Origin of the sequence: Moorena producens PAL-8-15-08-1 (genome assembly GCF_001767235.1) — a bacterium.
Taxonomy (GTDB): domain Bacteria; phylum Cyanobacteriota; class Cyanobacteriia; order Cyanobacteriales; family Coleofasciculaceae; genus Moorena; species Moorena producens_A.
In genome coordinates this window covers 948707-973802 of the sequence record NZ_CP017599.1, presented here as the reverse complement: position 1 = coordinate 973802, position 25096 = coordinate 948707, and the positions used below count along the sequence as shown (strand labels likewise).

Annotated in this window: 22 protein-coding genes and 1 pseudogene; 12 read left to right on the top strand and 11 right to left on the bottom strand. The window is 41.7% G+C overall.

From position 1 onward, the window contains the following. Positions 1 to 430: 430 nt before the first annotated feature. From BJP34_RS03780 to BJP34_RS49930, 5 genes are all read left to right on the top strand, one after another. On the top strand, positions 431 to 898 hold the full coding sequence (locus tag BJP34_RS03780) for a DUF1499 domain-containing protein (RefSeq protein ID WP_324611017.1): 468 nt from the start codon (positions 431 to 433) through the stop codon (positions 896 to 898). Positions 899 to 1566: 668 nt separating this feature from the next. Continuing rightward, positions 1567 to 1929, top strand: a complete 363-nt coding sequence (locus tag BJP34_RS03775) for a hypothetical protein (RefSeq protein ID WP_070391188.1) — start codon at positions 1567 to 1569, stop codon at positions 1927 to 1929. 848 nt (positions 1930 to 2777) lie between these two features. After that, positions 2778 to 2906, top strand: a complete 129-nt coding sequence (locus BJP34_RS48325) for a hypothetical protein (protein ID WP_267876472.1) — start codon at positions 2778 to 2780, stop codon at positions 2904 to 2906. A 1014-nt stretch (positions 2907 to 3920) separates the two neighbouring features. After that, positions 3921 to 4292 carry a hypothetical protein gene (locus BJP34_RS03770; RefSeq protein WP_070391187.1) on the top strand — a complete coding sequence of 124 codons (372 nt, stop codon included), beginning with the start codon at positions 3921 to 3923 and terminating at the stop codon, positions 4290 to 4292. Between the two features lie 384 nt (positions 4293 to 4676). Then, entirely contained in the window at positions 4677 to 4925 is a 249-nt protein-coding gene (locus BJP34_RS49930) for a hypothetical protein (RefSeq protein ID WP_158516982.1), read from the top strand. Positions 4926 to 5347: 422 nt separating this feature from the next. Here the strand turns inward: BJP34_RS49930 and BJP34_RS42260 are convergent, their stop codons facing one another. Beyond that, positions 5348 to 5518: a hypothetical protein gene (locus BJP34_RS42260; protein WP_158516981.1), complete on the bottom strand. Its 171-nt coding sequence runs from the start codon at positions 5516 to 5518 to the stop codon at positions 5348 to 5350. 155 nt (positions 5519 to 5673) lie between these two features. Between BJP34_RS42260 and BJP34_RS03760 the strand changes: the two genes are divergently transcribed. Next, a complete protein-coding gene (locus BJP34_RS03760; protein ID WP_070391185.1) occupies positions 5674 to 7410 on the top strand; it encodes an ABC transporter ATP-binding protein in 1737 nt (578 codons plus the stop codon). 433 nt (positions 7411 to 7843) lie between these two features. Further along, on the top strand, positions 7844 to 8725 hold the full coding sequence (locus tag BJP34_RS03750; protein WP_070391183.1) for a 2OG-Fe(II) oxygenase: 882 nt from the start codon (positions 7844 to 7846) through the stop codon (positions 8723 to 8725). Positions 8726 to 9098: 373 nt separating this feature from the next. On the opposite strand, the gene BJP34_RS03745 is transcribed toward BJP34_RS03750, so the two are convergent. From BJP34_RS03745 to BJP34_RS03725, 5 genes are read right to left on the bottom strand one after another with little or no spacing between them, the layout of a single operon-like run. Then, positions 9099 to 9911 carry a class I SAM-dependent methyltransferase gene (locus BJP34_RS03745; protein ID WP_083304987.1) on the bottom strand — a complete coding sequence of 271 codons (813 nt, stop codon included), beginning with the start codon at positions 9909 to 9911 and terminating at the stop codon, positions 9099 to 9101. A gap of 39 nt (positions 9912 to 9950) precedes the next feature. Beyond that, on the bottom strand, positions 9951 to 10763 hold the full coding sequence (locus tag BJP34_RS03740; protein ID WP_070391181.1) for a class I SAM-dependent methyltransferase: 813 nt from the start codon (positions 10761 to 10763) through the stop codon (positions 9951 to 9953). A 33-nt stretch (positions 10764 to 10796) separates the two neighbouring features. Then, a complete protein-coding gene (locus BJP34_RS03735) occupies positions 10797 to 11963 on the bottom strand; it encodes a pyridoxal phosphate-dependent aminotransferase (RefSeq protein WP_070391180.1) in 1167 nt (388 codons plus the stop codon). Positions 11964 to 11966: 3 nt separating this feature from the next. After that, positions 11967 to 12308 carry an aspartate 1-decarboxylase gene (gene panD, locus BJP34_RS03730; RefSeq protein ID WP_070391179.1) on the bottom strand — a complete coding sequence of 114 codons (342 nt, stop codon included), beginning with the start codon at positions 12306 to 12308 and terminating at the stop codon, positions 11967 to 11969. Between the two features lie 19 nt (positions 12309 to 12327). Beyond that, positions 12328 to 13194, bottom strand: a complete 867-nt coding sequence (locus BJP34_RS03725) for a TauD/TfdA dioxygenase family protein (protein WP_070391178.1) — start codon at positions 13192 to 13194, stop codon at positions 12328 to 12330. 549 nt (positions 13195 to 13743) lie between these two features. Here BJP34_RS03725 and BJP34_RS35995 point away from each other — a divergent pair. After that, positions 13744 to 13965 carry a hypothetical protein gene (locus tag BJP34_RS35995; protein ID WP_083304986.1) on the top strand — a complete coding sequence of 74 codons (222 nt, stop codon included), beginning with the start codon at positions 13744 to 13746 and terminating at the stop codon, positions 13963 to 13965. Between the two features lie 115 nt (positions 13966 to 14080). Here the strand turns inward: BJP34_RS35995 and BJP34_RS03720 are convergent, their stop codons facing one another. The 3 genes from BJP34_RS03720 to BJP34_RS03710 form a co-directional block, all read right to left on the bottom strand. Beyond that, positions 14081 to 14335 (bottom strand): hypothetical protein, encoded by a 255-nt coding sequence (locus BJP34_RS03720; protein WP_070391177.1) that lies wholly within the window; start codon positions 14333 to 14335, stop codon positions 14081 to 14083. A gap of 499 nt (positions 14336 to 14834) precedes the next feature. Continuing rightward, the gene (locus tag BJP34_RS03715; RefSeq protein WP_070391176.1) at positions 14835 to 15617 is read right to left on the bottom strand and encodes an SDR family NAD(P)-dependent oxidoreductase; all 783 of its coding nucleotides are present in this window, start codon (positions 15615 to 15617) and stop codon (positions 14835 to 14837) included. Positions 15618 to 15917: 300 nt separating this feature from the next. Further along, positions 15918 to 16499 (bottom strand): TetR/AcrR family transcriptional regulator, encoded by a 582-nt coding sequence (locus BJP34_RS03710; protein ID WP_070391175.1) that lies wholly within the window; start codon positions 16497 to 16499, stop codon positions 15918 to 15920. A gap of 2576 nt (positions 16500 to 19075) precedes the next feature. Between BJP34_RS03710 and BJP34_RS03700 the strand changes: the two genes are divergently transcribed. Continuing rightward, entirely contained in the window at positions 19076 to 20356 is a 1281-nt protein-coding gene (locus BJP34_RS03700) for a tetratricopeptide repeat protein (protein WP_229424233.1), read from the top strand. A 437-nt stretch (positions 20357 to 20793) separates the two neighbouring features. Beyond that, positions 20794 to 21186 (top strand): hypothetical protein, encoded by a 393-nt coding sequence (locus BJP34_RS03695; RefSeq protein ID WP_070391172.1) that lies wholly within the window; start codon positions 20794 to 20796, stop codon positions 21184 to 21186. Between the two features lie 72 nt (positions 21187 to 21258). On the opposite strand, the gene BJP34_RS48320 is transcribed toward BJP34_RS03695, so the two are convergent. Next, entirely contained in the window at positions 21259 to 21390 is a 132-nt protein-coding gene (locus BJP34_RS48320) for a hypothetical protein (protein ID WP_267876471.1), read from the bottom strand. Between the two features lie 637 nt (positions 21391 to 22027). On the opposite strand from BJP34_RS48320, the gene BJP34_RS03690 reads away from it, so the two are divergent. Further along, complete coding sequence (locus BJP34_RS03690; RefSeq protein WP_070391171.1) at positions 22028 to 22546, top strand: hypothetical protein; 519 nt, start codon at positions 22028 to 22030, stop codon at positions 22544 to 22546. On the opposite strand, the pseudogene BJP34_RS03685 reads toward BJP34_RS03690, so the two are convergent. Further along, a pseudogene (locus BJP34_RS03685) lies at positions 22487 to 23685 on the bottom strand (IS4 family transposase). The gene BJP34_RS03690 and the pseudogene BJP34_RS03685 overlap by 60 nt on opposite strands. Positions 23686 to 23869: 184 nt before the next feature. On the opposite strand from BJP34_RS03685, the gene BJP34_RS03680 reads away from it, so the two are divergent. Beyond that, positions 23870 to 24964 carry a tetratricopeptide repeat protein gene (locus tag BJP34_RS03680; protein ID WP_070391170.1) on the top strand — a complete coding sequence of 365 codons (1095 nt, stop codon included), beginning with the start codon at positions 23870 to 23872 and terminating at the stop codon, positions 24962 to 24964. The last annotated feature ends 132 nt before the right edge of the window (positions 24965 to 25096 follow it).

The window sequence follows — 25096 nt, the reverse complement described above, 5'->3', positions numbered from 1 at the left end:
TAGCCAGTGTTAGGACAATCCGTCCCGTAACGCACCACCCAAACGGCAAAAATGAGATGCTAACCCCAATTTTTTGATAATATAGCAATCCTAAATGAATTGTGATAATTTTGTTCCCTGTTCCCAGATCCGCTGTTCCCTGTTCCCAGATCCGCTGTTCCCAGATCCGCTGTTCCCTTTGGTATAGTCAGCCAAATATGATATTAATAATACAGACACACTAATACACTATAGTGTTTGTATTTGAGATGTAAACCTAGGAGGTCTTTTTTTATTGTCCAATAAAACTCCGGATCTCTTTTCCCTCTTGCCTATTGCTAGCATGCCTATTGCCTGCATTTTTCAGCAATTGTGTTGATAACCCAGATACAAACGCTGTATGACTGTACAAAGCCAAAAACTATCACCGTTGAGACTAATACTAATAGTATTGATATCGTTAGTATTAGTCGCTATTTTTGCCATAGGAGCTACCTTTGCCCTTTCAGGAGAAGGAGAATCATTGATGAAATTTCCAGGAAAACAACCCACCAATATTGGGATTCAGTCCTCAGGGCAATTAGCACCTTGCCCAAATACACCTAACTGTGTCAGCAGTTATAGCCAAGATGCCGAGCATGGTATTGAACCTTTAGCTTACAACTCAACCCCTACCGAAGCAATGGCTAAGCTTAAAATTGTGATTGAAAACCTAGAACGAACACAAGTTATTGAAGAGAAAGACAACTATCTCTACGCACAATTCACTACTCCTTTAATGGGATTTGTGGATGATGTAGAGTTTTTGTTGGATGACAGTGCTAAGGTAATCCATGTTCGCTCTGCCTCCCGTTTAGGAAAATCCGATTTGGGAGTTAATCGGAAACGGGTGGAAATAATTCGAGCGGAATTGAGCTAATTTGTAAGCTATCAGCCGTCAGCTGTCAGTTGTCAGCTGTCAGCCGTCAGCCGTCAGCCGTCAGCTTATTTTATTCAAAAGCTGTTCGCGCAGCGTGCGCGTAGCGCTAATCGCTGTTCGCTGATGGCTGATACCTGATAGCTTAATGCTTAAGTTTCACCTACTTGGGCAACAGTTATACTGCTCAGATTAATCATTCCTAATTTTTTTTGTAATGGTTAATGATTCACTTTAATTATTACTTATTACTATCCCGTTGGTGGGCAGTGCCTAGCAACGGTATTGACTTGCTTATGTTATCTGTTTCAAGCACTGCCCACCCTACATCTTCAATAAATATAAACCCGTTGGTGGGCAGTGCCTAGCAACGGTATTGACTTGCTTATGTTATCTGTTTCAAGCACTGCCCACCCTACATAAACTATTTAAAATAACTAAATTTTCAAGTTTAGTTAACTAATCGTTAATTTATTATTAACTTGACATACTCTCTAGGCTTTGATGGTATAGTCTGGTTTTGGCGGTTAATTATCTAACCAGTGTTGGCATCGAAATACTCCCAAAACTATTTCTGGATATACCCCAAAATATAGTTTTGGGCGAAGCCGAGTTGGTAAAAATTACCGTTAGGTACGCCATAAAAAAAATTAAAAATTGATAAAATCATCATGAAAAAGTTGGTATCTATTGTGGTTTCGTTGTTGTTGGTATGTTTTACCTTGCTTGGTGCTGCATCCCCAGCCAATGCTGGATATCAGGCACGATTTTCTGACTCTGGAACTACAGGACCACGTGTTGAATTCGGTGTAACTGGAAATGCTACAAAGTACATGATTATAGGAGCATACGGCAATATCAATAATATCGATACTAAGAATCGCCCTCTTAAAATCTACTCTACTTCAAATAATCCAATTACCATTCAGATCACTGAGCTTCCTAATGCTTCTACTGCTCCTGCTGGTGCAGATTTAGAAAGTATTGTAATCGACAAGAATACTGGCAAGTTGTACATCACATCGTTTAATTAGCACTAGGCCTTAGGCACTAGGCATTAGTGGAATTTTGATTCCCTAGGGTAGGCTATTGCTTACCGTTTCAATCTGAACCCACATTCTTCATTTCGTTTCGAGCGAAATTGAGCTGATTTGTAAGTATTCAGCCGTCAGCTGTCAGCCGTCAGCTGTCAGCCGTCAGCCGTCAGCTTATTTTATTCAAAAGCTGTGCGCGTAGCGCTAATCGCTGTTCGCTGATGCCTGATAACTGTTCGCGCAGCGTGCGCGTAGCGCTAATCGCTGATATCTCAGAGCTGATATCTCAGAGCTGATATCTCAGAGCTGAGAGCTGATAGCTGAATGCTTAAGTTTAACCTACTTGGGAAACAGTTATACTCCTAAGATTAATCATTCCTAATTTTTTTGGTAATGGTTAATGATTTACTTTAATTATTACTTATTACTATCCCGTTGGTGGGCAGTGCCTAGCAACGGGATTGACTTGCTTATCTTATCGGTCTCAACCATTGCCCACCCTACATCAACTACTTATATGAGTTTTTCTATGAGTTTTATGAGGATAAGAGATATATAGCGTTTATCGTAGTTATGAGGTACAGTCTTCTTTGACGTTGATTCCCTGTTAGGTGCGCTTTCCGCATCTAATTATTAAATTCGCTACGGGTCGCACCTCTTGATGTAGCCCATCGCTATACCCTATTCCCTCTTATCTGTTCCCTGTTCCGGTGATCCGCTGTTCTCTAAAATCCCGAAATTGTGTACCTCATAGCTATGATAATTGCTATATACGGCGGTTTGCATAACTATCAAGTACACAGGATTTTATCCTTCTTCCCTCTTCCGAAGTCCCTGCTCCCGTCTTGATGCAGTCGCTCATGGGGGAAACCACGGCAAAGCGCGAGTGGGGGGAACCCCCTTTGGCGGCGCTGCCTCCCCAAGACCGCGCTGCATCGCTGCTCCCTAAAAACCTTAGGTGCGCTTTCCGCATCTAATTATTAAATTCGCCACGGGTCGCACCTCAGAAATTTGTACCTAATTGAAGTGCAAACCGCTATATGAGTTTTTTTATGAGTTTTTCTATGAGTTTTTCTATGAGTTTTATGAGGTTCTGTTCCCTGTTCCGGTGATACGCTGTTCCCTAAAATCCCTGGGGGGGGTGACATGCAAGCTAAAACCCTTACTGGGTAATATTTTCAGCCGATTTGTCACAAAAAGATACATGGTGTTTTGGGCTGACCTTGGACGTAGTTATAAGGGTTTGAGCTTTCAGAAAATCACAGGAGGGTCAATTTGGGAGTTGATCAATTCTTATGATAATTGGCATCAAAGCCTTATCTAGTAAGCTTTTCAGGGCTCATGTCACCCCCTCAGCTAAAATCCCGAATATACCTCATAGCTATGAGAATTACTATATATTATATATGAGTTTTTCTATGAGTTTTTCTATGAGTTTTTCTATGAGTTTTATGAGGTTCTGTTCCCTGTTCCGGTGATACGCTGTTCCCTAAAATCCCTGGGGGGGGGTGACATGCAAGCTAAAACCCTTACTGGGTAATATTTTCAGCCGATTTGTCACAAAAAGATACATGGTGTTTTGGGCTGACCTTGGATGTAGTTATAAGGGTTTGAGCTTTCAGAAAATCACAGGAGGGTCAATTTGGGAGTTGATCAATTCTTATGATAATTGGCATCAAAGCCTTATCTAGTAAGCTTTTCAGGGCTCATGTCACCCCCTCAGCTAAAATCCCGAATATACCTCATAGCTATGAGAATTACTATATATTATATATGAGTTTTTCTATGAGTTTTTCTATGAGTTTTTCTATGAGTTTTTCTATGAGTTTTATGAGGATAAGAGATATATAACAGGGCTAATCTTAAATTGGTTATCTAACCAGTGCTGGCATCTGATACTCCGAAAACTATTTCTGGATATATCCCGAAATATAGTTTTGGGCGAAGTCGAACTAGTAAGAATTACCGTTAGATATCCAATATAGTCCAAAATGGATAAAATCATCATGAAAAAGTTTGCATCTCTTTTCGTTTCGTTATTGTTGGTATGTTTTACCTTGGTTGGTGCTGCATCCCCAGCCAATGCTTATGCAGGATTCTCTGAGTCTGGAGCTACAGGTACAGGACCACGTGTTGACTTTGGTGTAAATGGAGATACTCCAAGGTACATGATTGTAGGAGCATACGACAATATCAATAATATCGATACTAAGAATCGCCCTCTGAAAATATACTCTACTTCAAAGAATCCAATTACCATTCAGATCACTGAGCTTCCTAATGTTTTTACTGCTCCTTCTAGTGCAGATTTAAGAATTCTTGTAATCGACAGGAATACTGGCAAGTTGTACATGGGCGACTAAGCAATAGCCGCTAGGCACTAGGCATTAGTGGAATTTTGATTCCCTAGGGTAGGCTATTGCTTACCGTTTCAATCTGAACCCACATTCTTCATTTCCTGAGGAATGTGGGATATATTTTTTTTGGAGATTAACTATAGCAAGTCTTATACCCATGAGGTACAAATCTCTGGTTTTTAGGGAGCAGGGACTTCGGAGCAGGGACTTCGGAGCAGGGACTTCGGAGCAGGGACTTCGGAGCAGGTAATAGGTAATAGGTAATAGGTAATAGGTAATAGGTAATAGGTAATAGGTAATAGGTAAAAAATAATGTTTACCTAATAGCTAAGAGAAACGCTATAGTTCCATGTTTTACGATGTGATGATCAACACAATTGCTATAGGTTAATGAGGAGAAGACATTCCTACTCCCTACTCCCTACTCCCTACTCCCTACTCCCTACTCCCTACTCCCTACTCCCTACTCCCTGCTCCCTAAAACCTAGAACTTTGGACTTCACTAAATATAAAAATGCGATCAGGTACAACACATTCACAACCATTAGTAAGCTTTTACCTATCCAAGACTCAATCATAGGGAAAGTAACAATTGTTGCTACTAACACCAACAATTTTTCTACTGTGGATACGGTATAACCATGATGCTTGGGGTCCCAGTAGGAGAAAGGACTAATAAAACGATAGTTACTAAGGGGAAAAAAGTGCCGGTGAGCATCATCGTTGTGAACTGGTAAATCTAGTAAAGAGTGCAGGATCATACTTAAACATAGAATTTCCCAAAGTTGCCATCCCCAGTAATGGCTGATGATTACTCCACAGAGGGCTAGGGGAAGGGAATGAAAGGTAGCAACAAGGTTTTGCCAAAAGGGCAATTCGTAGGTTTGTGACCAAATTTGGTACTCTGGTTGACGACGAATTAATTTTGCCCAGATGTAAAGAATAAAAATTGGTAAATCGGGTAAGATAGCACCAAGTGTGATGGGTAAAGCTGCCTGAAATTGAGTCTGGTGATTCAAAACAGCAAGGTTAATAATGGCGTGACTAGGAGTATTCAAGGGTTAGTTTGTTGATGAATTTGGTTGAGCGATATTGCTTATTATTTTAAGGCAATAGGCAATAGGTAATAGGCAAGAGGCAAAAGGCAAAAGGCAAGAGGCAAAAGGCAAGAGGCAAGAGGCAAAATTAAAGAGAGATTTAAGGGATGCAGCGCTATAAGGTATAATAGTCACCCATTGATGTAACTTTTTAGGTTTACCAACCCATTCTGCCTGATAAGTCAGGGTTAATTACTGTGTTGAATTCAACGTTAAAGTCAAAACGAAATTCAAGGTTAACGTCAAAACAAAATAAGCGTAAGCATTCCAACTCTCCCCTGCAGCAGCTGATGGGTTACGCTCAGCCCCATCGTTCCCTAATCGGGAAAGCGATCGCATGCTCAATCCTCAACAAAATCTTTGACCTAGCCCCTCCGGTCTTGATTGGGATGGCAGTGGATGTGGTGGTCAAACAACAAGATTCCTTGATTGCCCATCTAGGAGTAACGGATATCTTTAGCCAACTGGTATTGCTGGCATTCCTGAGCTTTATTGTTTGGGGATTGGAATCCGCCTTTCAATATGCTTACGAACGATTGTGGCGGAATCTGGCTCAAACCATTCAACACGAATTGCGCCTAGATGCTTACTCTCATCTGCAATCGATGGAACTAGCGTATTTTGAAGATAGCAGTACAGGGGGATTGATGTCTATCCTAAGTGATGATATCAACCAACTAGAACGCTTTCTCGATATTGGTGCCAACGAAATTCTCCAGGTAGTCACAACCATTATTATTGTCAGTGCGGGCTTCTTTATCCTTGCTCCCAATGTAGCTTGGATAACTCTGATTCCTATCCCCTTTATCCTCTGGGGTTCGATTACCTTTCAACGTCTGCTTGCTCCCCGTTATGCAGCAGTTCGGGAAAAGGTAGGGTTACTCAATGGACAGTTAGCGAATAATCTAACTGGGATTACTACCATTAAAAGCTTTACAGCGGAAGAGTATGAAGCTAAGCGGATAGAGTCACAAAGTCTAGGGTATCAGCACAGTAACCAGAAAGCGATCGCATTTTCTGCTGCCTTTGTCCCCTTGATTCGGATGTTAATCCTATTTGGCTTTACTGGAATTCTGCTCTACGGTGGTAAGTCTGCAGCCGCCGGGGAATTAGCAGTAGGCACCTACAGTGTCTTGGTTTTCATGACTCAGCGCTTGCTTTGGCCATTAACTCGACTGGGTAACACCCTCGATCAGTATCAACGGGCGATGGCATCCACTACTAGGGTAATGAATCTGCTGGATACCCCAATTGCCATGCACTCTGGGGATACACCATTGCCTAGGTCCGAGGTTAAAGGGGAATTGGTATTAAATAATGTCACATTTGCCTACCGTAATCGCCCCCCTGTGGTAGAAAATCTTTCCCTCAACATCCCCGCCACCAAGACTATCGCGATAGTAGGTTCCACAGGGTCTGGTAAAAGTACCTTAGTGAAACTGTTCTTAAGACTATACGAAATCCAAGCAGGTTCGATAACTCTTGATGGAATTGACATCAGACAGCTCAAGCTCAAAGACTTACGCCATGCTATTGGTCTAGTTAGCCAGGATGTATTTTTATTCCACGGCACCGTAGAAGAGAATATCACCTATGGCACGTTTGATGCCACCACCGAGGAAATAGTTGCTGCCGCTAAGACCGCAGAAGCCCATGAATTTATCATGGAACTGCCCCAAGGCTATGACACCATTGTGGGAGAGCGGGGTCAGAAACTATCTGGAGGACAACAGCAACGAATTGCGATCGCACGAGCACTCTTGAAAGACCCCCCAATCTTGATTCTAGATGAAGCCACCTCCGCCGTTGATAATGAAACCGAAGCCGCCATTCAGCGCTCCCTAGAAAAGATTACCCAAAATCGCACAACCATTGCGATCGCTCATCGGTTGTCCACAGTCCGCAATGCCGATTGTATTTATGTAATCGAGCAAGGCAAAATAGTAGAGCAAGGAAGACATGAACAGTTGTTAGAGCAACAGGGAATTTATGCCATGCTGTGGCGGGTACAGTCTGGCGTGAAGTGATATAAGTGTGGGGAGATGGGGAGATAGGGAGATGGGGAGATGGGGAGATTTTTATTAGACCTCTTGCAAAAATAAATCTGAAATCAAAATCTATCCCTTTTGCATGCATGCCTTGTCAACACCCACGGTTTATGAGACTTATGCAAGAGGTCTTATCTAAAGGGGTTCAAAGGTCTGGCGATGGAGCTATTTGAGGAAAAGGTTTTAAATCCATTTTTCTAGTAGATTAAGAGCCCGTTGGCGTAAATCCTGACTATAGGGTCTGGTCATGATGGAATAAAATTGACAAGTCACTTTATTCTAGGAAAGCTTGTCAATATATCAGCGCGCAGCGCTGTACTACAAACGACGAAGATCGCCGATCATGAGATTCTTGCTCTGAGGCGCTCTAACATTTTATAAATCTACCTTCTGCCTTGGTGCTTTTTGCTATATGTATACCAATCTACCAAAATTATCATCCTTAAATGAAGCTAGCAATTTAGTTAACCTCGATCGCTATCCCCTCGATCGACTATCCAGCGATCGCGGAAAAGTATTAATTGCAGATTGTCAAAGACAGCTTGATGATACGGGTTGTTGTCTCCTTCCAGAATTTCTTAATTCTGAGGCATTAGAATTGTTCAAAAAAGAATCTGAGAAACTGTCAGTTCATGCTCATTACTCTAATATGCTCGCTAATGTCTACTTCAGTGAGGATGACGAATCTCTTCCCAAAGAGCATCCCAAACGTTTTTTCTTCAATCGCACTAGTGGTTTTGTTCGTGCCGATTCTTTTCCCACTGATTCGCTGATACTTCAGCTTTATAACTGGCCAGCTTTCGCACCATTTATTCAAGCTTGCCTGAAGGAAGAAAAACTATACAAATATGCCGACCCTCTTTCCTATATTGCCTTTAACGTGATTAAACCAGGACAGGAGTTTCCGTGGCACTTTGACAATAATCATGTTTCGGTAACGGTCATTACTCAAGCTCCAGAGAAAGGGGGGATATTTGAGTATTGTCATAATATCAGATCGAGCCATGATGAGAATCATGATGGTGTGATGAAGGTACTCAAAGGCGATCGCACTCCCGTCACCTCTTTGAATCTAAGACCAGGGGATCTGCAAATTTTCAAAGGTCGCTATTCCCTGCATCGCGTAACAAAAGTGGAAGGGTCTATTCCACGCTACACCGCAGTCTTTTCTTATACTAAAGATCCACAAATGTATAGCAAAGTATATCGCAGCCTCCAACTTTATGGTAAGGCACTACCAACTCATTATCAGTTGGATAAAACCGATATGAGAACGGATGGTTTAGAAGATTAAAAAGATGGCAAGCAAGACAAAAGATAATTGAGAAACTTAACAAATTAGACTGGCCTCAACTAGCCGCATCATTTCAACCAGAGACTCCTTGCTTCATTGATGGTGAGTTTGTTGATGCTGTAGATGGCTAAAAAGTTGAAACCATCAATGAAGCAACTGGCGAAGTTACAGCGGTTCCCGCAGTTATGAAGTACATTGGATTATAGGGTCATATTTTGCCTTTTGATCTAACACAGACAAATCAATATCCATCTAGCTGTTTTGTATATCATTACTTTTGGTTGTTGAAAGAAATATTGACTGTTGCTCTCAAGTTCGGTAGTGAAAAGCTAATTTTGCCTGTAAGCCAATCAACTCTCTGGTTTGAACCAAATCAATTACCTACTTTCTCGCTTTTGAAAAAATACCATCCCAGTTCGCCAGCTTCAACAGCAGCAGCACTTTTTCCGTAAGAAACACTCAACTCCGGATATTGCTCTCGAATTCGCTCGGACTGAAGGGCGTAAGATTTCTGCATATGTTGGCTCAAATCTGTCGCTTCCAGCACCTTAAAACCTGCCGCACTCAGGTTATCTCGATAGGATTCAGGGGTAAAAAGATTATTAACAAGTAACCGCTCGTAGAGGTGCTTGCGAGTGGATTCACTAATGTCCATGGTTGGGGTAGTTAAGTCATCAAAAACAAACCGTCCTTGGGGTTTTAAGACTCTGCTAATTTCCTTGAGTGCCAAACCTCGTTCTTCAATATGTAGGAGAGTTCCTTGACTCCAAGCATGGGTAAAGGATTGATCTGGGAAAGGCAAATCGAGGATTGATGCTTTCTCGAATGAAAGATTTAGTGAAGGATTATCCTTCGCTTTTATTTCGCAGTTGCGGATATGAGTGGCACTAAGATCGATTCCTACAACCTCACAACCCTTTTGCTGAGCGATCCAGACGGCAGCCTTACCATTTCCACAACCTACTTCCAGTACCCGTGACTGAGCAGAAATTCCACTGTGTTCTAACATATATTCATTCCAGCGATCGCAGCCACGCAGAAAGTCTTCATAGGTGTGGACTTCATCTAAGTTGTCGAAATATCCCCAATGCTTGCTGCCATCTGGGTGCCAGGAAATCCGATAGCGATCATCTGAGTTATCGTAATAGGTTTGGGTATCAGCTTCTGTAAATTTTTTTGTCATCATAACCTCCTAGTCGTTTATAGTTGGATTTTGTTAAAACTCTTAGCTGCTTAACTTTTCACAGAGGAAGAACCACCAACCTACATCACCAGCTTCCACAGCAGCAGCACTTTCCTGATAAGACCTACTTAGTTTTGGATATTGCTGTTGAATGATTGCAGATCGAATTTGATAACATTTTTGCATATGTTGACTCAAGTCCATAGTCTCTAACAGCCTGAAACCTAAGTCGGTAAGATAGTTTTTGTAGAAGTCAGGGGTAAACATATCATTAACGATCAGCCGTTCGTATAGATGTTTTTGGGTAGAAATATTGATTTTTGATACTGGTGTTACTAGGTCATCAAAAGCAAAGATTCCCCCTATTTGCAGCACACGATAGATCTCTTGGAGTGCTAGCTGGCGTTGGTGAATATGGTAGAGAGTTGCTTGACTCCAGACATGGGTAAAGGAACTTTCATCGAAAGGTAGATCCGTTGCTGATGCTTTATGAAAGGATAAGCGTAAGGATGGATTTTTCTTGGCCTTTTCTGTGGCATTGTTGATGTGAGTAGTACTTAGATCTACCCCCACTACTTCACAACCCTTCTGCTGGGCAATCCTAATAGCAGCATTACCGTTTCCACTACCTATTTCTAGAACTCGGGAGTCAGCAGTAATTTGGCTTTGAGAAAGCATATATTGATTCCAGCGTTCACAAGCCTCGGCAAAATCCTCATAAGTACAGGAGTCATCTAAGTTATCGAAATATCCCCAATGCTTGCTGCCATCTGGATGCCAAGAAATACGGTAGCGCTCGTCCGAGTTATCATAATAGGCTTCAGTATCAGCTTCTGTAAATTGGTTTGCCACCATATGATCAACACCCTCTGTATACTAGTAATTAACTCAAAACTTTGAGCGAACGAATACCTCAAGACGTTTCATGCCTTTTTCAATGGTTTCTGTATCTGTAGCGTAGGAAAGACGGATATGATCGTCAGCTCCAAAAGCAATTCCAGGAATTGCTGCCACTTGCTGTGACTCTAACAGGCCATTGCAGAATTCTTCAGATTTTATCCCTAGTTGGCTGATGTTGGGAAACAGATAAAAAGCTCCATTTGGTTTGGGACAGGTTAAACCAGGAATGCTATCAAGGCACTCTAGCATAATCTGACGACGTTGGGCAAAGGTTTGTCGCATCTGTTCCACACAGTTTTGAGAACTAGATAAAGCCGCGATCGCTCCATACTGAGAGAAGGTACATACATTAGAGGTACTGTGGCTTTGAATCTTGCTCATAGCTTGGATTACTTCTTGGGAGCCAGCCAGGTAGCCAACCCGCCACCCCCCCATGGAGTAAGCCTTGGCAAAGCCATTACTAAGTAGAGTGCGGGAAAAGATTTCCGGACTGACAGCGCCAATGCTCAAGTGTTGAGCACCATCATAGATAATATGTTCGTAAATCTCATCCGAGACTACTAGGATATCTTCTTCAACTACTACATCTGCCAAGGCTCGAATCTCTTCAGGGGTATAAACTATTCCTGTGGGATTTGAGGGGGAGTTGAGTACAAATAACCGTGTTTTAGAGCTTATTGCTTGACGAAGTTGAACAGGAGTAATTTTATAACTATTTTCCTCATTGGTGTGAACGATTATTGGTCTTCCTCCTGCTAACTTTACCATTTCCGGATAGCTAACCCAGTAGGGTGCAGGAATGATCACTTCATCTTCTGCTTCAATGAGGGCTTGCATGAGATTAAATAAAGAGTGCTTACCCCCATTCGTAACCAAGACATTTTCTGGAGAATAGCAGAGATTGTTATCAGTTTGTAACTTTTGGGCGATGGCTTCTCGCAACGCCCATTCTCCAGCTACTGTACTATAACGAGTTTTGCCTTCATCCAAAGCTTTCTTAGCAGCAGCGGTAATATGAGCTGGGGTAGGAAAATCAGGCTCACCTACACCGAAAATGCAGACATCAAGCCCCTCTGCTTTCATTGCCTTAGCTTTAGTTGTAATTGCCAATGTTAGCGAAGGACTGACTTGATTAACTCGTGCTGCTAGTTTCATTACTTATACATACTGAAGAAACTTATTATTGTCATCAACTAGAATTTTTTTCGGTGGATTGATTTCGTCTGTTACGTCAAAGGCTAACAAAGTAATAATGTCCCCTGGACTAACTAAACGGGCGGAGCCGCCATTCATGCAAATTACTCCTGAATCAGCTTCTCCTTCTAGGACATAAGTTTCTAGACGGTTGCCATTAGTATTGTCCACTACTAGTACTTTTTCTCCAGGTAGCAAATCTGCCTTTTCCATCAGGGTTCGATCCACCGTAATGCTCCCGACATAGTTGACGTTAGCCTCTGTTACTTGAACTCTGTGGATTTTTGACTTTAACATAATTCGCATTGTTTTTTCCTCCTTTTAGTTATAGACAACATTTTTGTTTCAATTCTTCTAAGGTTCTCCTGGGAGAAAAACCAAAGCAAAACTCTTCACTATAAGCTGATTTACCATCAAACCAAACGCGATTAAGCAACCTTTTTGAGCCCTGAATAAAAGCAGTACGACCATGCAATATTCTGGAATTATCCATGATAATAATTTGCTGAGGCTGCAATTTAAACTGTAACATATTTTCTGGTCGATTAAAAAAATATTTTATTGTCTTAATTATTCGTAAATCTTCTGGTTTGACTGAAATATTAACAGCATCATCCCATCTAAATCTGATGCGTGTTCTACTCTCATGCTCTTCAAAAATAGGTTTAGTAGATTGTCTATTTTCTCTCTGGACTGTTATGGCATCGGGTTGAAATAAATTCAGTAATCCACAGGGATTTGTACCAGTTAGATAATCATACAGTAATCTACCATCTCCAATAGTCGTTAAACCACCACTTGCTACAGCAACTTCGCACTGAAGGGCTACTATTTTTGGTGGCTCCACAGCAAAAGAACCATCTGTATGTAACGGTAGTTCTGTTGTGGTTGTATTGACATATCCAGGACTATTTTCCAGAGGGGTTACCGGTACAATTCCCTGTTTATCTGAGTGTTCATGCTTGACTATCGAGCCAAAATATTGCGATAATTCTAATAAATTTTCCTTGTGCTGTGACGACCTTAGCTGAATAATAACATATCCAAACTGCTTAATAAGTTTGAACATTTTTTTGACGGTAGATGCGTTTAAGTCTTTTATGCTATAAGCTTCAAGTATATTGTGTTCAACATTTGATTTTGGAACGCACAATAAATACATTTTAGCTGCTTGCTCCTTATAGATTGTCATCTATCCTCTCGACAAAGGATATCACAATCTTGCCAATTTACCAAGAACGCTCTTATTACTCTTGAAAAATTAGACGAAATTACGCTGTTTCAGCCGACGAAAACTCAACCTTTAAACCCAGTCTGATGGAAGAGGGATAAGTAGTCGGAGCAAAGTTTTAGGCTCTGTATGAATTTTTGTAAACACACCATGAACACTTGTAGCATAAGGGAGCAGGTCAATTTTGTAAGAACACTTGAACTACAAACCCTTGAACTATACTGTTTTCCGGGCTTGAGTAGCAGTTATCAGTCGTTTTAGTACATTTGTTCTGCGAATTTGACATGCTCCCGGTGGGAAGTGTGGAGAGAGGGGGAGAAAAAGAGCGTATTTTTATGATTATTTTAGCTAATTAATATTAGTCAAAAGGGAACAGGGAATAGGGAATAGGGAACAGAGAATAGGGAACAGAGAATAGGGAACATGGAAAAAATCCTGTGTACCTCATTACTATGAGAACCGCTATATAACCTTGGCCAAAAGGCCACGCTACGCGAACAACTTTCAACCTTGGCCAAAAGGCCACGCTACGCGAACAACTTGATAACCTACCCTACACCGAACGCCAAAGGCGAACAACCTGATAACCTTCAACCTGATAACCTTCAACCTGATAACCTTCAACCTGATAACCTTCAACCTCCTAACCTTCAACCTCCTAACCTTCAACCTCCTAACCATAAAAAAATAGCCGTAGAAATTATTTCCACGGCTGGCGGAAATCCACACTAAGTCGATTTCACTACTTATGTTATGTGACTTTGTTCCATGACCAGTCCGATCATTATCCTACTTGATAAGACCTGGTCTTTTAGCTAGGGGGCAAACCCCCAAGCTACTTAAAATTTTAATCCAGAATTAGGTACCTAGTCAAAGTACTAATCACTTCTCCAGGAATGCCACTCGGCTCAAGAGGAGTCCACTCATAAAGTTGTGCGTAGCCCTGGGTATACAGGGAATAGATGGTATTCATTACTGCCTTACGGGAGCCCTTTAACCTGTGATCAACCGGTTCTTTCTTCCCGAAAAAAATCTGAGAAGTATTCCCCGGAATTAGATACTCTGGATTATTCTCAGGATTCGGAACAAAGTCTGTAAACATGATTAACAACTTCAAGGGATTTATATACTATAATCATAATTATTATAGTTTTATTTTTCAAGAGATTTTATAATTTTTTTTGTAAGTTATCAGCTATCAGCTTATGGGCTACGCGCACGCTACGCGAACAGCTATCAGCTATCAGATTTTAATAAGGAATGTAGCGCGGTATTGGGGGTTATATAAAGCTACATTCCTTATTTTTAGAGGTAATAAATATTAAGCTATGCTCTGAAATAGGCGCTACGCGATTCTCTGAAATAGGCGCTACGCTATCGCTTTTTTTTCCTTTACTTTACCCGAGAGTAATTATCAATTTTTTGATGAACTTTTGGGGTGCATCTCACTGTATTTATGCCGCCACTCATGGGGAGGGTATGACAATTACCCTTAATAAAAATCTCCCCATCTCCCTATCTCCCTATCTCCCTATCTCCCCATCTCCCCATCTCCCCACCCTCCCCTTTTTTTAGAAATATGAGATGCACCCTTTTCAAGCCTAATTGTACTGATTGCGTCCAGCCATAACACCACCATCTACATCCCAGACCGCGCCAGTCACCCAACTAGCTTTCTCAGAAAGTAGATAAACAACAGCTTCAGCAACATCTTTAGGTGTTCCTACTCTGCCAATGGGATGAAAACTATTGAATCCTTCTAAAGCAGAATGGACTTGTTCTTTGGGGATGAAACCTTCGTAAATGGGAGTTTCTACTACTGCAGGAGATACGGCATTAACTCGAATATTATAGTTGGCTAGTTCCATTGCTAAATGTTGGGTTAGGGAGTGTAAACCAGCTTTAGCCATAGAGTAGGCAGAAGACGGAGTAGCTTCTATGGCTTGTTTCGCCCACATCGAGCCAATATTAACGATTGCACCAGCTTTGCCATTCTTAATCATATTTTTGACAATCGCCTGAGTGATGAAAAAGGTTCCTTTATTGATATCCAAATAGAGGTCATAATCCTTTTCTTCATACTCAATGAACGGTTTAGGGAGAAACACTCCTGCTGAATTTACTAGTAATGTGGCATCACTATGATTGACATTTAAACGATCAATTAAAGCATTCCTCATCTCTGGATCAGAGATATTAGCTAACTCACCCACTACCGTTCCATATTGACTAAGTTCCGTTACTGCTTCTTCCAGTTTAGGCTGACGTGAGCCAATTAAAACCGCAGCACCACCCTGCTGAAGAATTAATTGAGCAACCGCTTTACCCATACCACTTGTGCCACCAACAACAATGATTTTTTGTCCCGCAAATGCTTGTGTCATGATTATCTCCTTAATTGATTGATAGATTGATTATACTTTATTTACCTACTAGTAGGTAAATAAAGAAATAAAAAAAAATTATTCCTTTACTAGCCATCAGCCGTCAGCTGTCAGCCGTCAGCTTATTTTATTCTCAAGTAGTGTGGAACAGGCTTCTAGCCTGTGACTTTCGCATCAGCACCTCAAGTAGTGTGGAACAGGCTTCTAGCCTGTTAGCTTTAGCCCATTAGCTGATAGCTGATCCCTGATAGCTGATCCCTGATAGCTGATCCCTGATAGCTGATAGCTGACCCCTGATAGCTAATCACTGACCCCTGATAGCTTCTCTTCCAGACATGCACCAGTAATCTGATCAAAAGCAGCACTACTATCTTCTGCAACACGGGCTAATAATTGCGCTCCTTGTAACATGGAAAGTAGCATTTTTGCTTCCACTTCCACCGATTGGCTACACTGCCAAGCCTCGGTTTCACAGCCACGGTGCAATAGTCTAGCTAACCAAGATTCAGTGACAGAAAAGAAGCTTCTGATCTCTGCTTGGATTTCGGAATTTAAAACAGTCAAATCTGCTGTCAACATTCCACACAAACAAATTTTATTGTCTTGCAAACCATCTCGATAGAGATTCACAAAATCTCTCAATTGTGCTTGGGGTGTTTTTCCTTCTTGCTCAATCTCAACACATTTCCGTGCCAAGTTTTTTTGGTATCGTTTCACTAATTCCTTTACCAAATCATCCTTGGATGGAAAATGGTAATGGATACTAGCCTTACGGATACCTATTTCTTTGGCAATGTCCGCGTAACTAAAGGCACTATAGCCTCGGTTGCGCACCATGGATTGAGCTACATCTAGGATTTGTTGAGCAGTTTTCTGTTTCATGACTTTATACTACCTACTACTAGGTAGTTTTGTCAAGTCTTTTTTTGGAAAGGGAGTAGGGAATCGGGAATCGGGAATCGGGAACAGGTATGCAGATGTAGGGTGGGCAGTGGATCACACCGATTCATTTGTTTGCCATCCCCTGACTACCCACTGCCCACCAACGGAGTACTTAATCTAGGGTGGGCAGTGGATCACACCGATTCATTTGTTTGCCATCCCCTGACTAAGCACTGCCCACCAACGGACTAGTTGATGTTGGTGAGAATCGGGAATCGGGAATCGGGAATCGGGAATCGGAACAGATGTAGGGTCGGCAGTGGATCACACCGATTCAGTTGTTTGCCATCCCCTGACTACCCACTGCCCACCAACTGACTAGATGTAGGGTGGGCAGTGGATCACACCGATTCATTTGTTTGCCATCCCCTGACTAAGCACTGCCCACCAACGGACTAGTTGATGTTGGTGAGAATCGGGAATCGGGAATCGGGAATCGGGAATCGGAACAGATGTAGGGTCGGCAGTGGATCACACCGATTCAGTTGTTTGCCATCCCCTGACTACCCACTGCCCACCAACTGACTAGATGTAGGGTGGGCAGTGGATCACACCGATTCATTTGTTTGCCATCCCCTGACTAAGCACTGCCCACCAACGGACTAGTTGATGTTGGTGAGAATCGGGAATCGGGAATCGGGAATCGGGAATCGGAACAGATGTAGGGTCGGCAGTGGATCACACCGATTCAGTTGTTTGCCATCCCCTGACTACCCACTGCCCACCAACTGACTAGATGTAGGGTGGGCAGTGGATCACACCGATTCATTTGTTTGCCATCCCCTGACTAAGCACTGCCCACCAACGGACTAGTTGATGTTGGTGAGAATCGGGAATCGGGAATCGGGAATCGGGAATCGGAACAGATGTAGGGTCGGCAGTGGATCACACCGATTCAGTTGTTTGCCATCCCCTGACTACCCACTGCCCACCAACTGACTAGATGTAGGGTGGGCAGTGGATCACACCGATTCATTTGTTTGCCATCCCCTGACTAAGCACTGCCCACCAACGGACTAGTTGATGTTGGTGAGAATCGGGAATCGGGAATCGGGAATCGGGAATCGGAACAGATGTAGGGTCGGCAGTGGATCACACCGATTCAGTTGTTTGCCATCCCCTGACTACCCACTGCCCACCAACTGACTAGATGTAGGGTGGGCAGTGGATCACACCGATTCATTTGTTTGCCATCCCCTGACTAAGCACTGCCCACCAACGGACTAGTTGATGTTGGTGAGAATCGGGAATCGGGAATCGGGAATCGGGAATCGGAACAGATGTAGGGTCGGCAGTGGATCACACCGATTCAGTTGTTTGCCATCCCCTGACTACCCACTGCCCACCAACTGACTAGATGTAGGGTGGGCAGTGGATCACACCGATTCATTTGTTTGCCATCCCCTGACTAAGCACTGCCCACCAACGGACTAGTTGATGTTGGTGAGAATCGGGAATCGGGAATCGGGAATCGGGAATCGGAACAGATTTAGGGTCGGCAGTGGATCACACCGATTCATTTGCTTGCCATCCCCTGACTACCCACTGCCCACCAACGGACTAGTTGATGTTGGTGAGAATCGGGAATCGGGAATCGGGAATCGGGAATCGGAACAGATGTAGGGTCGGCAGTGGATCACACCGATTCATTTGCTTGCCATCCCCTGACTACCCACTGCCCACCAACGGAGTACTTAATCTAGGGTGGGCAGTGGATCACACCGATTCATTTTTTTGCCATCCCCTGACTACCCACTGCCCACCAACGGACTAGTTGATGTTGGTGAGAATCGGGAATCGGGAATCGGGAATCGGGAATCGGAACAGATGTAGGGTGGGCAGTGGATCACACCGATTCATTTGCTTGCCATCCCCTGACTACCCACTGCCCACCAACGGAGTACTTAATCTAGGGTGGGCAGTGGATCACACCGATTCATTTGCTTGCCATCCCCTGACTACCCACTGCCCACCAACGGACTAGTTGATGTTGGTGAGAATCGGGAATCGGGAATCGGGAATCGGGAATCGGAACAGATGTAGGGTCGGCAGTGGATCACACCGATTCATTTGCTTGCCATCCCCTGACTACCCACTGCCCACCAACGGAGTACTTAATCTAGGCTGGGCAGTGGATCACACCGATTCATTTTTTTGCCATCCCCTGACTAAGCACTGCCCACCAACGGACTAGTTGATGTTGGTGAGCAGAAACACCTCCAGATGGGATTTCCCCTAATGTTAAGAATTAATACAGCAATAGCAACACTTGGTCATACAAGTGGTAATGCAAATCCACTTTAGATTTATGCTGTGACTAAACCTCAAATCGCCATTAAGATTCCTCCAACCCTTCTCCCATAACTCAATAGCTGCTAGGTTGAGCAAACTGGCAGGTCAAAGACTGATGTGATGGTTGATGCGATCGCGCTTATACCTGGCTGTGCTGAAAACATTCCGATCACTCAGACAATGGCTTAATTTTAGAAAAGGTTGTTGTAATGTGAGGCAATTAAATGTCAAGTCAGCTTATGCCAGGAGAAAGTCCTAAGACTAACTCTGCTATATCAACGTTAGAGTCTGCTATTCAAGGTTATACTCATGCACTTACTAAACTTGAAGATACTAGCTCGCCATCAAAAGAAATAGTTCTAGAAGTTTTGACTGCTCGTGATACAGTTCAAGCAGAATTAAGGAATCAATCAAATATTCCTATAGGAAGCTTGATTAAGGTTAACGATCTAGATAACCGATTAAAGAAAGAGAATCATAAGATTACCACAGTAGTCGATCTAACTGAATGGCATTCTATTTTGAACCCTAAAGTAGACGCTTGGTGGTGGTTCTTCAAACCTCCAAAGCATCGATGGGATTATCTTGACTGGCTATGGAAAATTCTGACAGTTGTATTTCTAACATCATCGTTGAGTTTAACCGTAGATATTTCCTCACGCTTTCTCAGTGGTGGACCAGATACCTTAGGGGCTTTTGTTGCTGCTACTCAGAGCGTCCTAACACTATTGGCTGGTAGAAGCGCTCTAACCAAACCTGGACAGGAGTCAATCAAACGTGCTCTTACCCGTTTGAATATTCCTAACTATTTGTGGGAAGAAGTAAGTTGCGGTATTGCCTTCAGTCTTTTTATCATTTCTGTTACCTTTCGTTTGTCGTTACCTGAGATTGCCGTTTTTTACAAAAATATTGGTGATCGATACATTTTTGATGAAAATAGTCCTCCGCAATTTGCTGCTGCTATATCAAGCTACAAACGAGCACTCGTCCTTAATCCTGACTACGTTGAACCTCATTATAAATTAGGAGTAGTTTATGAGAAACTACAAGACAAGGAAAAGGCGATTGCTCAATACAAAATTGCTTTACAAGATGACATTGATCGTGCTTATAATAACTTAGGTAGAATGTATATTACCAACAAAAAATATTATCAAGCTAGTTCTTTGCTACTACGAGGTCTAGACCTAACTAAGAAAGATAAAGTGAGATACAATTTGCTGACAAACCTGGGGTGGGCTCGGCTAAAACAAAATCGCTATGCTGAGGCAAAACGTCGCCTCCAGGATGCTATTACTTTAGATAAGGAAAAGGCACCAGCTTACTGTTTGCTAGCCCAGGTACTAGAAGAAACAGGTGACAATAATACTGCAATAATTATGAAGAATTGGGAATCTTGCCTTGGATATGCCTCCAGTTATAATATAGATCAAGACAAATGGATTGACCAAGCTAGACAGCGCTTAGACACTGGGTTAAATAAACCGTTGCCCAATAAACAATGAAGACTCTTTGGTAGTTGTTCTGCTAGACTCTTAACTTGGAATCGGGTGCATCTCATTTTTACTGTTTGACCCGGTGAGTGAAACGGGCATCAGGCGTGGAACGGGCATCTTGCCCGTTACAATTTTCGGACAGGCTGTCCTAACGCTGGCGACGAGGTGGAAAATGAGTGCGAGCTTGAAGGTGGTGCCTTACGGAGCGGTATTGGTGGCTAAGTCCTGTGGGATATCAACCTGGTATTGAAAGTTTGCTGCATAACTTTTGGTGGTTAGCCGGATAAGTCTATAGATACTTGAAAATAAGCTATCAGCACTCAGGAGTAAGCAAGTAGTGCATTAGATGAATGCTTATAGTTCTGGTAGTCTTAAGAACTGCTGGAAGCCTACACTTACCCAACAGGGAAATGTAGGAGCGTCACGCTAAATAGCATCTCAAGTTTATGAAAGACAAGCATACTCAGTATGGAAGAATTACAATGAAAAACATAGTAGTTATTTTGACAATCGTTTGTATTACGATTGCACAATGTTTTACGAATCAAGTTCTTGCTGATGAATTACCTCAACTTTTTGCTTATAAATCACCTATAGCAATTGTGTGGAAAGCTCAGGGAATGGGTCAGATAAAACGCTTAAATCCAAGGGTTACCATTCCTGTATCCATAGGTGAAAAGCTTTATCGTGGTGACTTACTAAGAATAGCTAAGGGATCTAAAGTAGTCATCAAGTGCGACTACAACAACAAAATATGGACGATACCTGAAGCTATTTGGGTAGGCGTGAATAATGGTTGTGACGGATCACTCAAACTGCCTCAAGTGGAAGTACTGTGATCAACTCCCTTAAGCTTCCCAAAGCGGAAGTACCATACAGTAAATCTAGGGTGAGCAGTGGATCACACCGATTTATTTGTTTGCGATCGCGTAGCGTGACCTACGGTCAATCGCCTTACTAAGCACTGCCCACCAACGGACTAGTTGATGTTGGTGGGCAGTGCATCCGAAATTCATTTGCTGGCAAAGCGGGTTGCTAGCCACTGCCCACCCTACGATTAATCACTGTAAATGTAGGGTGGGCAGTGCATCACACCGATTCAGTTGCTTGCCATCGCCTTACTAGGCACTGCCCACCAACGGACTAGTTGATGTCGGTGAGCAGAAACACCTCCAGACGGGATTTCCCCTAATGTTAAGAATTAATACAGCAATAGCAACACTTAGTCATAGAAATGGTATGGAAGAAAATTTAGATTTATGCTGTAAGTAAACCTCAAATCGCCATTAAGATTCCTCCAAGCCTTTTCCATAACTAAATAGCTGTTAGGTTGAGCAAACTGGCAGGTCAAAGACTGATGTGATGGTTGATGCGATCGCGCTTATACCTGGCTGCACTGAAAACAATATAAAAAGAATTTTCAGGTAGTATCTGGAATTCCTTCGCAAAGCCTGGTAGTAACACATAGATAACCAATGAACACTACCGATTGCTGATGAAGTATCTTCGACCTCGAAGGGCTTGCGAAATCCTCGGAGTATCAGATAAAACCCTAAGGAATTGAGAGCAAGCAGGAAAAATTAAAGCCAAATGTATCTGAAAAGATTCCCATCACTCAGATAATGGCTGAATTTGAGACAAGGTTGGTGGAACGAAAGGCTGAAATTAGAGGGAAGTCAGATGTCAAGTAAGCTTATTCTAGAAGAAACTCCTAACACTAACTCTGCTATATCAGAGTTAGAGTCTGCTATTCAAAGTTATACTCATGCACTTACTACACTTGAAGATACTAGCTCGCCATCAAAAGAAACAGTTCTAGAAGTTTTGACTGCTCGTGATACAGTTCAAGCAGAATTAACCAATCAATCACAGATTCCTACAGGAAGCTTGATTAAGGTTAACGATCTAGATCACCGATTAAAGCAAGAGACTAATAAGATTACCACAGTAGATCTAACTGAATGGCATGCTATTTTCAACCCTAACGTAGACGCTTGGTGGTGGTTCCTCAAACCTCCAAAGCATCGATGGGATAATCTGGATTGGCTATGGAAAATTCTGACAATTGTATTTCTCACATTGTCTTTGAGCTTAACCGTAGACATTGCCTCACGCTTTCTGAGTGGTGGACCAGATAGCTTAGGGGCTTTTGTTGCTGCTACTCAGAGCGTCCTGCTGGGGGGGCGACATGAGAGCTAAAAAGTAGACTGTATAAGCTTCATAGCTCTCATACCTCGTAAATAATTATCGAGCTTATGACGACTTAAACGCATCAAAGCATAAACTAATTCCCAACATTTATCCATAAAATGAATCCATTTTTGAGCATACATTCCAATATAAAAACTGCTATGTCTTTTAGTTAATCGCCCATATTCTTTGACTCTCGCTACATAGTCCTGAACTCCTTTTTTATTAATTATTTCTCCTTTAATTGTGGCAATAAAGTAAGCAAAAGAGATTATAATAAGTAAAGATATAAAGCGTTTACCGACAACATTACTGCCTTCCATATTATATCCACCGCTTTTATAATCTCGGAACATTTCCTCAATATCAAAACGTTTTTTATAAGCTGATATTGCCTCAGACAATTCGCTCATATTTGTTAGGATAAACCAACCTTCTTGGCTTACTGACTTTCGATAACTTTTCTTCCATTTACAGGCAATACTAAATCCTGATACTTGTTTAGTTTTTGTGACTTTAACCTTTTCAAAAAATAACGAAATTCCTGGTTTTAATCCCGAGTTTTTCAGGGAAATCCACCCCTGATTTTTTAATTCAATTTGCTCATTTTTTTTAAGTCTTAAACAAAACTTAAACCCTTGTTTGTCTAGCCATTCAGCCAATTTAACTGAACAAAACTCTCGGTCTCCCAAAATAACAACATGATAGCTATCAAATAGCCCTATAATAGTTGATAGTATTTGTTTTTGCTCTAAAAAATTACTTGAACCAAGTTTTGAAAGAAGTTCAAAATAAATTGGGATTGCTCGGTTTTTATAAATTATACTAACCACCAATAAATTTTTGTTATTCCAATTAGTCCTATCGATGGCTAAATAGATTTTTTTGTGTTTATCAAATTTTTGAGTGAGCCATTCTCTAACAAGTGGAAACCACATTTTTTTTATTTGAAATATTGGTAATGAAAAAAATCTCTGTAACTTTTTACGCCTTGAGTTACATTTAATAGGCAAAGGTAAAGATTCAGCAATTTTTTCGAGTTTAACATCCTTGATATCTTGTACAATGATTACTACAAGGTAAAAAAACAATAATTGAGATTCGGAAAGGAGATTTTTTAAATGTTTTTGATATAATTCTGGTAGCATTTTGAATTGATAGGTCGTCTTGACAATTTCTGACCTATCTTTTTTTACCATAATTCGCTCAATTTAATATATATCAAGGGTTACGGGGCGCTTGTCGCCCCCCCAGAGCGTCCTGACAATATTTGCTGGTAGAACCGCTTTCACAAAAACTGGACAGGAGTCAATCAAACGTGCTCTTACCCGTTTGAAGATTCCTCACTATTTTTGGGAAGAAGTAAGTTGTGGCATTGCCTTCAGTCTTTTACTAATTTCTGTTACCGTTCGTTTGTTGTTACCTCAGATTGCTATTGTTTATGAAAATATTGGTGATGGATACAATAACAATAACAAGAATACTCCGGAATTGGCTGCCGCCATATCAAGCAACGAACGAGCACTCCTCCTGAATCCTGACTACGTTGAACCTCATTATAACTTAGGAGAACTTTATGAGAAACTACAAGACAAGAAAAAGGCTTTAGATGAATACCAAATTGCTGTCGAAGATGACTTTGAACGTGCTTATAATAAATTAGGAAGAATGTATATTATTGACGAAAAATATTATAAGGCTAGTTCTTTGTTACTAAGAGGTATAGAACTAAATAATGAGAGCGAAAATGATACTGATAATACTGTCAATCCAGTCATATCCAAATTATTGAAAAAACTGGGGTTGAATTCGATAAAACAAAATACGTCTACCGACGATGAGAAAGTGAAATACAATTTGCGGAAAAACCTGGGGTGGGCTCGGCTAAAACAAGAGCGCTATGCTGAGGCAAAACGATATCTCAAGGATGCTATTAAGTTAGATAATAAAAAGGCACCAGCTTACTGTTTGCTAGCGCAGGTATTACAAGCAGAAAAAAACGAAGCAGGTAAAACAAACACGGAAATAACGAATAATTGGATATATTGCCTTGCATATGCCTCCTCTTATAATATAGATGAAGACCAATGGATTAAGGAAGCTAGACAGTACTTAGAAACTCACTTAAATCTAGGGAAGAATCAAGTTATTCCCGATGAATTACATCTAGAAACTGTGGAGATAGGAACTGTGAAGACAGCTGAGGGAGTGGGTGAGAGCATCCTCTTACGTGGTAAAAGCGATCCCATTGCTGTATCCAAAGATGAACCGCTTTATTCTGGTGACTTACTAAGAATAGATAAGGGAGCTGATGTAGTTATTAATTGCGACTACAACAACAACAAAAAGAATCACAAATGGCATATACCTGAAGGTATTTGGGTGGGCGTCAATAATGGTTGTCGGCAACCTAAATCCATTGAGTAAATCTATCATTTAGATGTAGGGTGGGCAGTGCATCACACCGATGCCTTTGCTTGGCATCGGGTTGGTACACACTGCCCACCCTACAATTAATCTGAGCTGACTTTTTAGGGACTTGCTTGTAAAAAAAATACC

Bases quoted from the DNA above. Each gene is read 5' to 3' on its own strand.
- BJP34_RS03775 (WP_070391188.1), top strand. From the start codon at position 1,567: ATGAAAAAGTTGGTATCTATTGTGGTTTCGTTGTTGTTGGTATGTTTT.
- BJP34_RS48325 (WP_267876472.1), top strand. From the start codon at position 2,778: ATGCAGTCGCTCATGGGGGAAACCACGGCAAAGCGCGAGTGGGGGGAA.
- BJP34_RS03770 (WP_070391187.1), top strand. From the start codon at position 3,921: ATGGATAAAATCATCATGAAAAAGTTTGCATCTCTTTTCGTTTCGTTA.
- BJP34_RS49930 (WP_158516982.1), top strand. From the start codon at position 4,677: ATGAGGAGAAGACATTCCTACTCCCTACTCCCTACTCCCTACTCCCTA.
- BJP34_RS03760 (WP_070391185.1), top strand. From the start codon at position 5,674: ATGGGTTACGCTCAGCCCCATCGTTCCCTAATCGGGAAAGCGATCGCA.
- BJP34_RS03750 (WP_070391183.1), top strand. From the start codon at position 7,844: ATGTATACCAATCTACCAAAATTATCATCCTTAAATGAAGCTAGCAAT.
- BJP34_RS03745 (WP_083304987.1), bottom strand. From the start codon at position 9,911: ATGATGACAAAAAAATTTACAGAAGCTGATACCCAAACCTATTACGAT.
- BJP34_RS03740 (WP_070391181.1), bottom strand. From the start codon at position 10,763: ATGGTGGCAAACCAATTTACAGAAGCTGATACTGAAGCCTATTATGAT.
- BJP34_RS03735 (WP_070391180.1), bottom strand. From the start codon at position 11,963: ATGAAACTAGCAGCACGAGTTAATCAAGTCAGTCCTTCGCTAACATTG.
- panD (WP_070391179.1), bottom strand. From the start codon at position 12,308: ATGCGAATTATGTTAAAGTCAAAAATCCACAGAGTTCAAGTAACAGAG.
- BJP34_RS03725 (WP_070391178.1), bottom strand. From the start codon at position 13,194: ATGACAATCTATAAGGAGCAAGCAGCTAAAATGTATTTATTGTGCGTT.
- BJP34_RS03720 (WP_070391177.1), bottom strand. From the start codon at position 14,335: ATGTTTACAGACTTTGTTCCGAATCCTGAGAATAATCCAGAGTATCTA.
- BJP34_RS03715 (WP_070391176.1), bottom strand. From the start codon at position 15,617: ATGACACAAGCATTTGCGGGACAAAAAATCATTGTTGTTGGTGGCACA.
- BJP34_RS03710 (WP_070391175.1), bottom strand. From the start codon at position 16,499: ATGAAACAGAAAACTGCTCAACAAATCCTAGATGTAGCTCAATCCATG.
- BJP34_RS03700 (WP_229424233.1), top strand. From the start codon at position 19,076: ATGTCAAGTCAGCTTATGCCAGGAGAAAGTCCTAAGACTAACTCTGCT.
- BJP34_RS03695 (WP_070391172.1), top strand. From the start codon at position 20,794: ATGAAAGACAAGCATACTCAGTATGGAAGAATTACAATGAAAAACATA.
- BJP34_RS03690 (WP_070391171.1), top strand. From the start codon at position 22,028: ATGTCAAGTAAGCTTATTCTAGAAGAAACTCCTAACACTAACTCTGCT.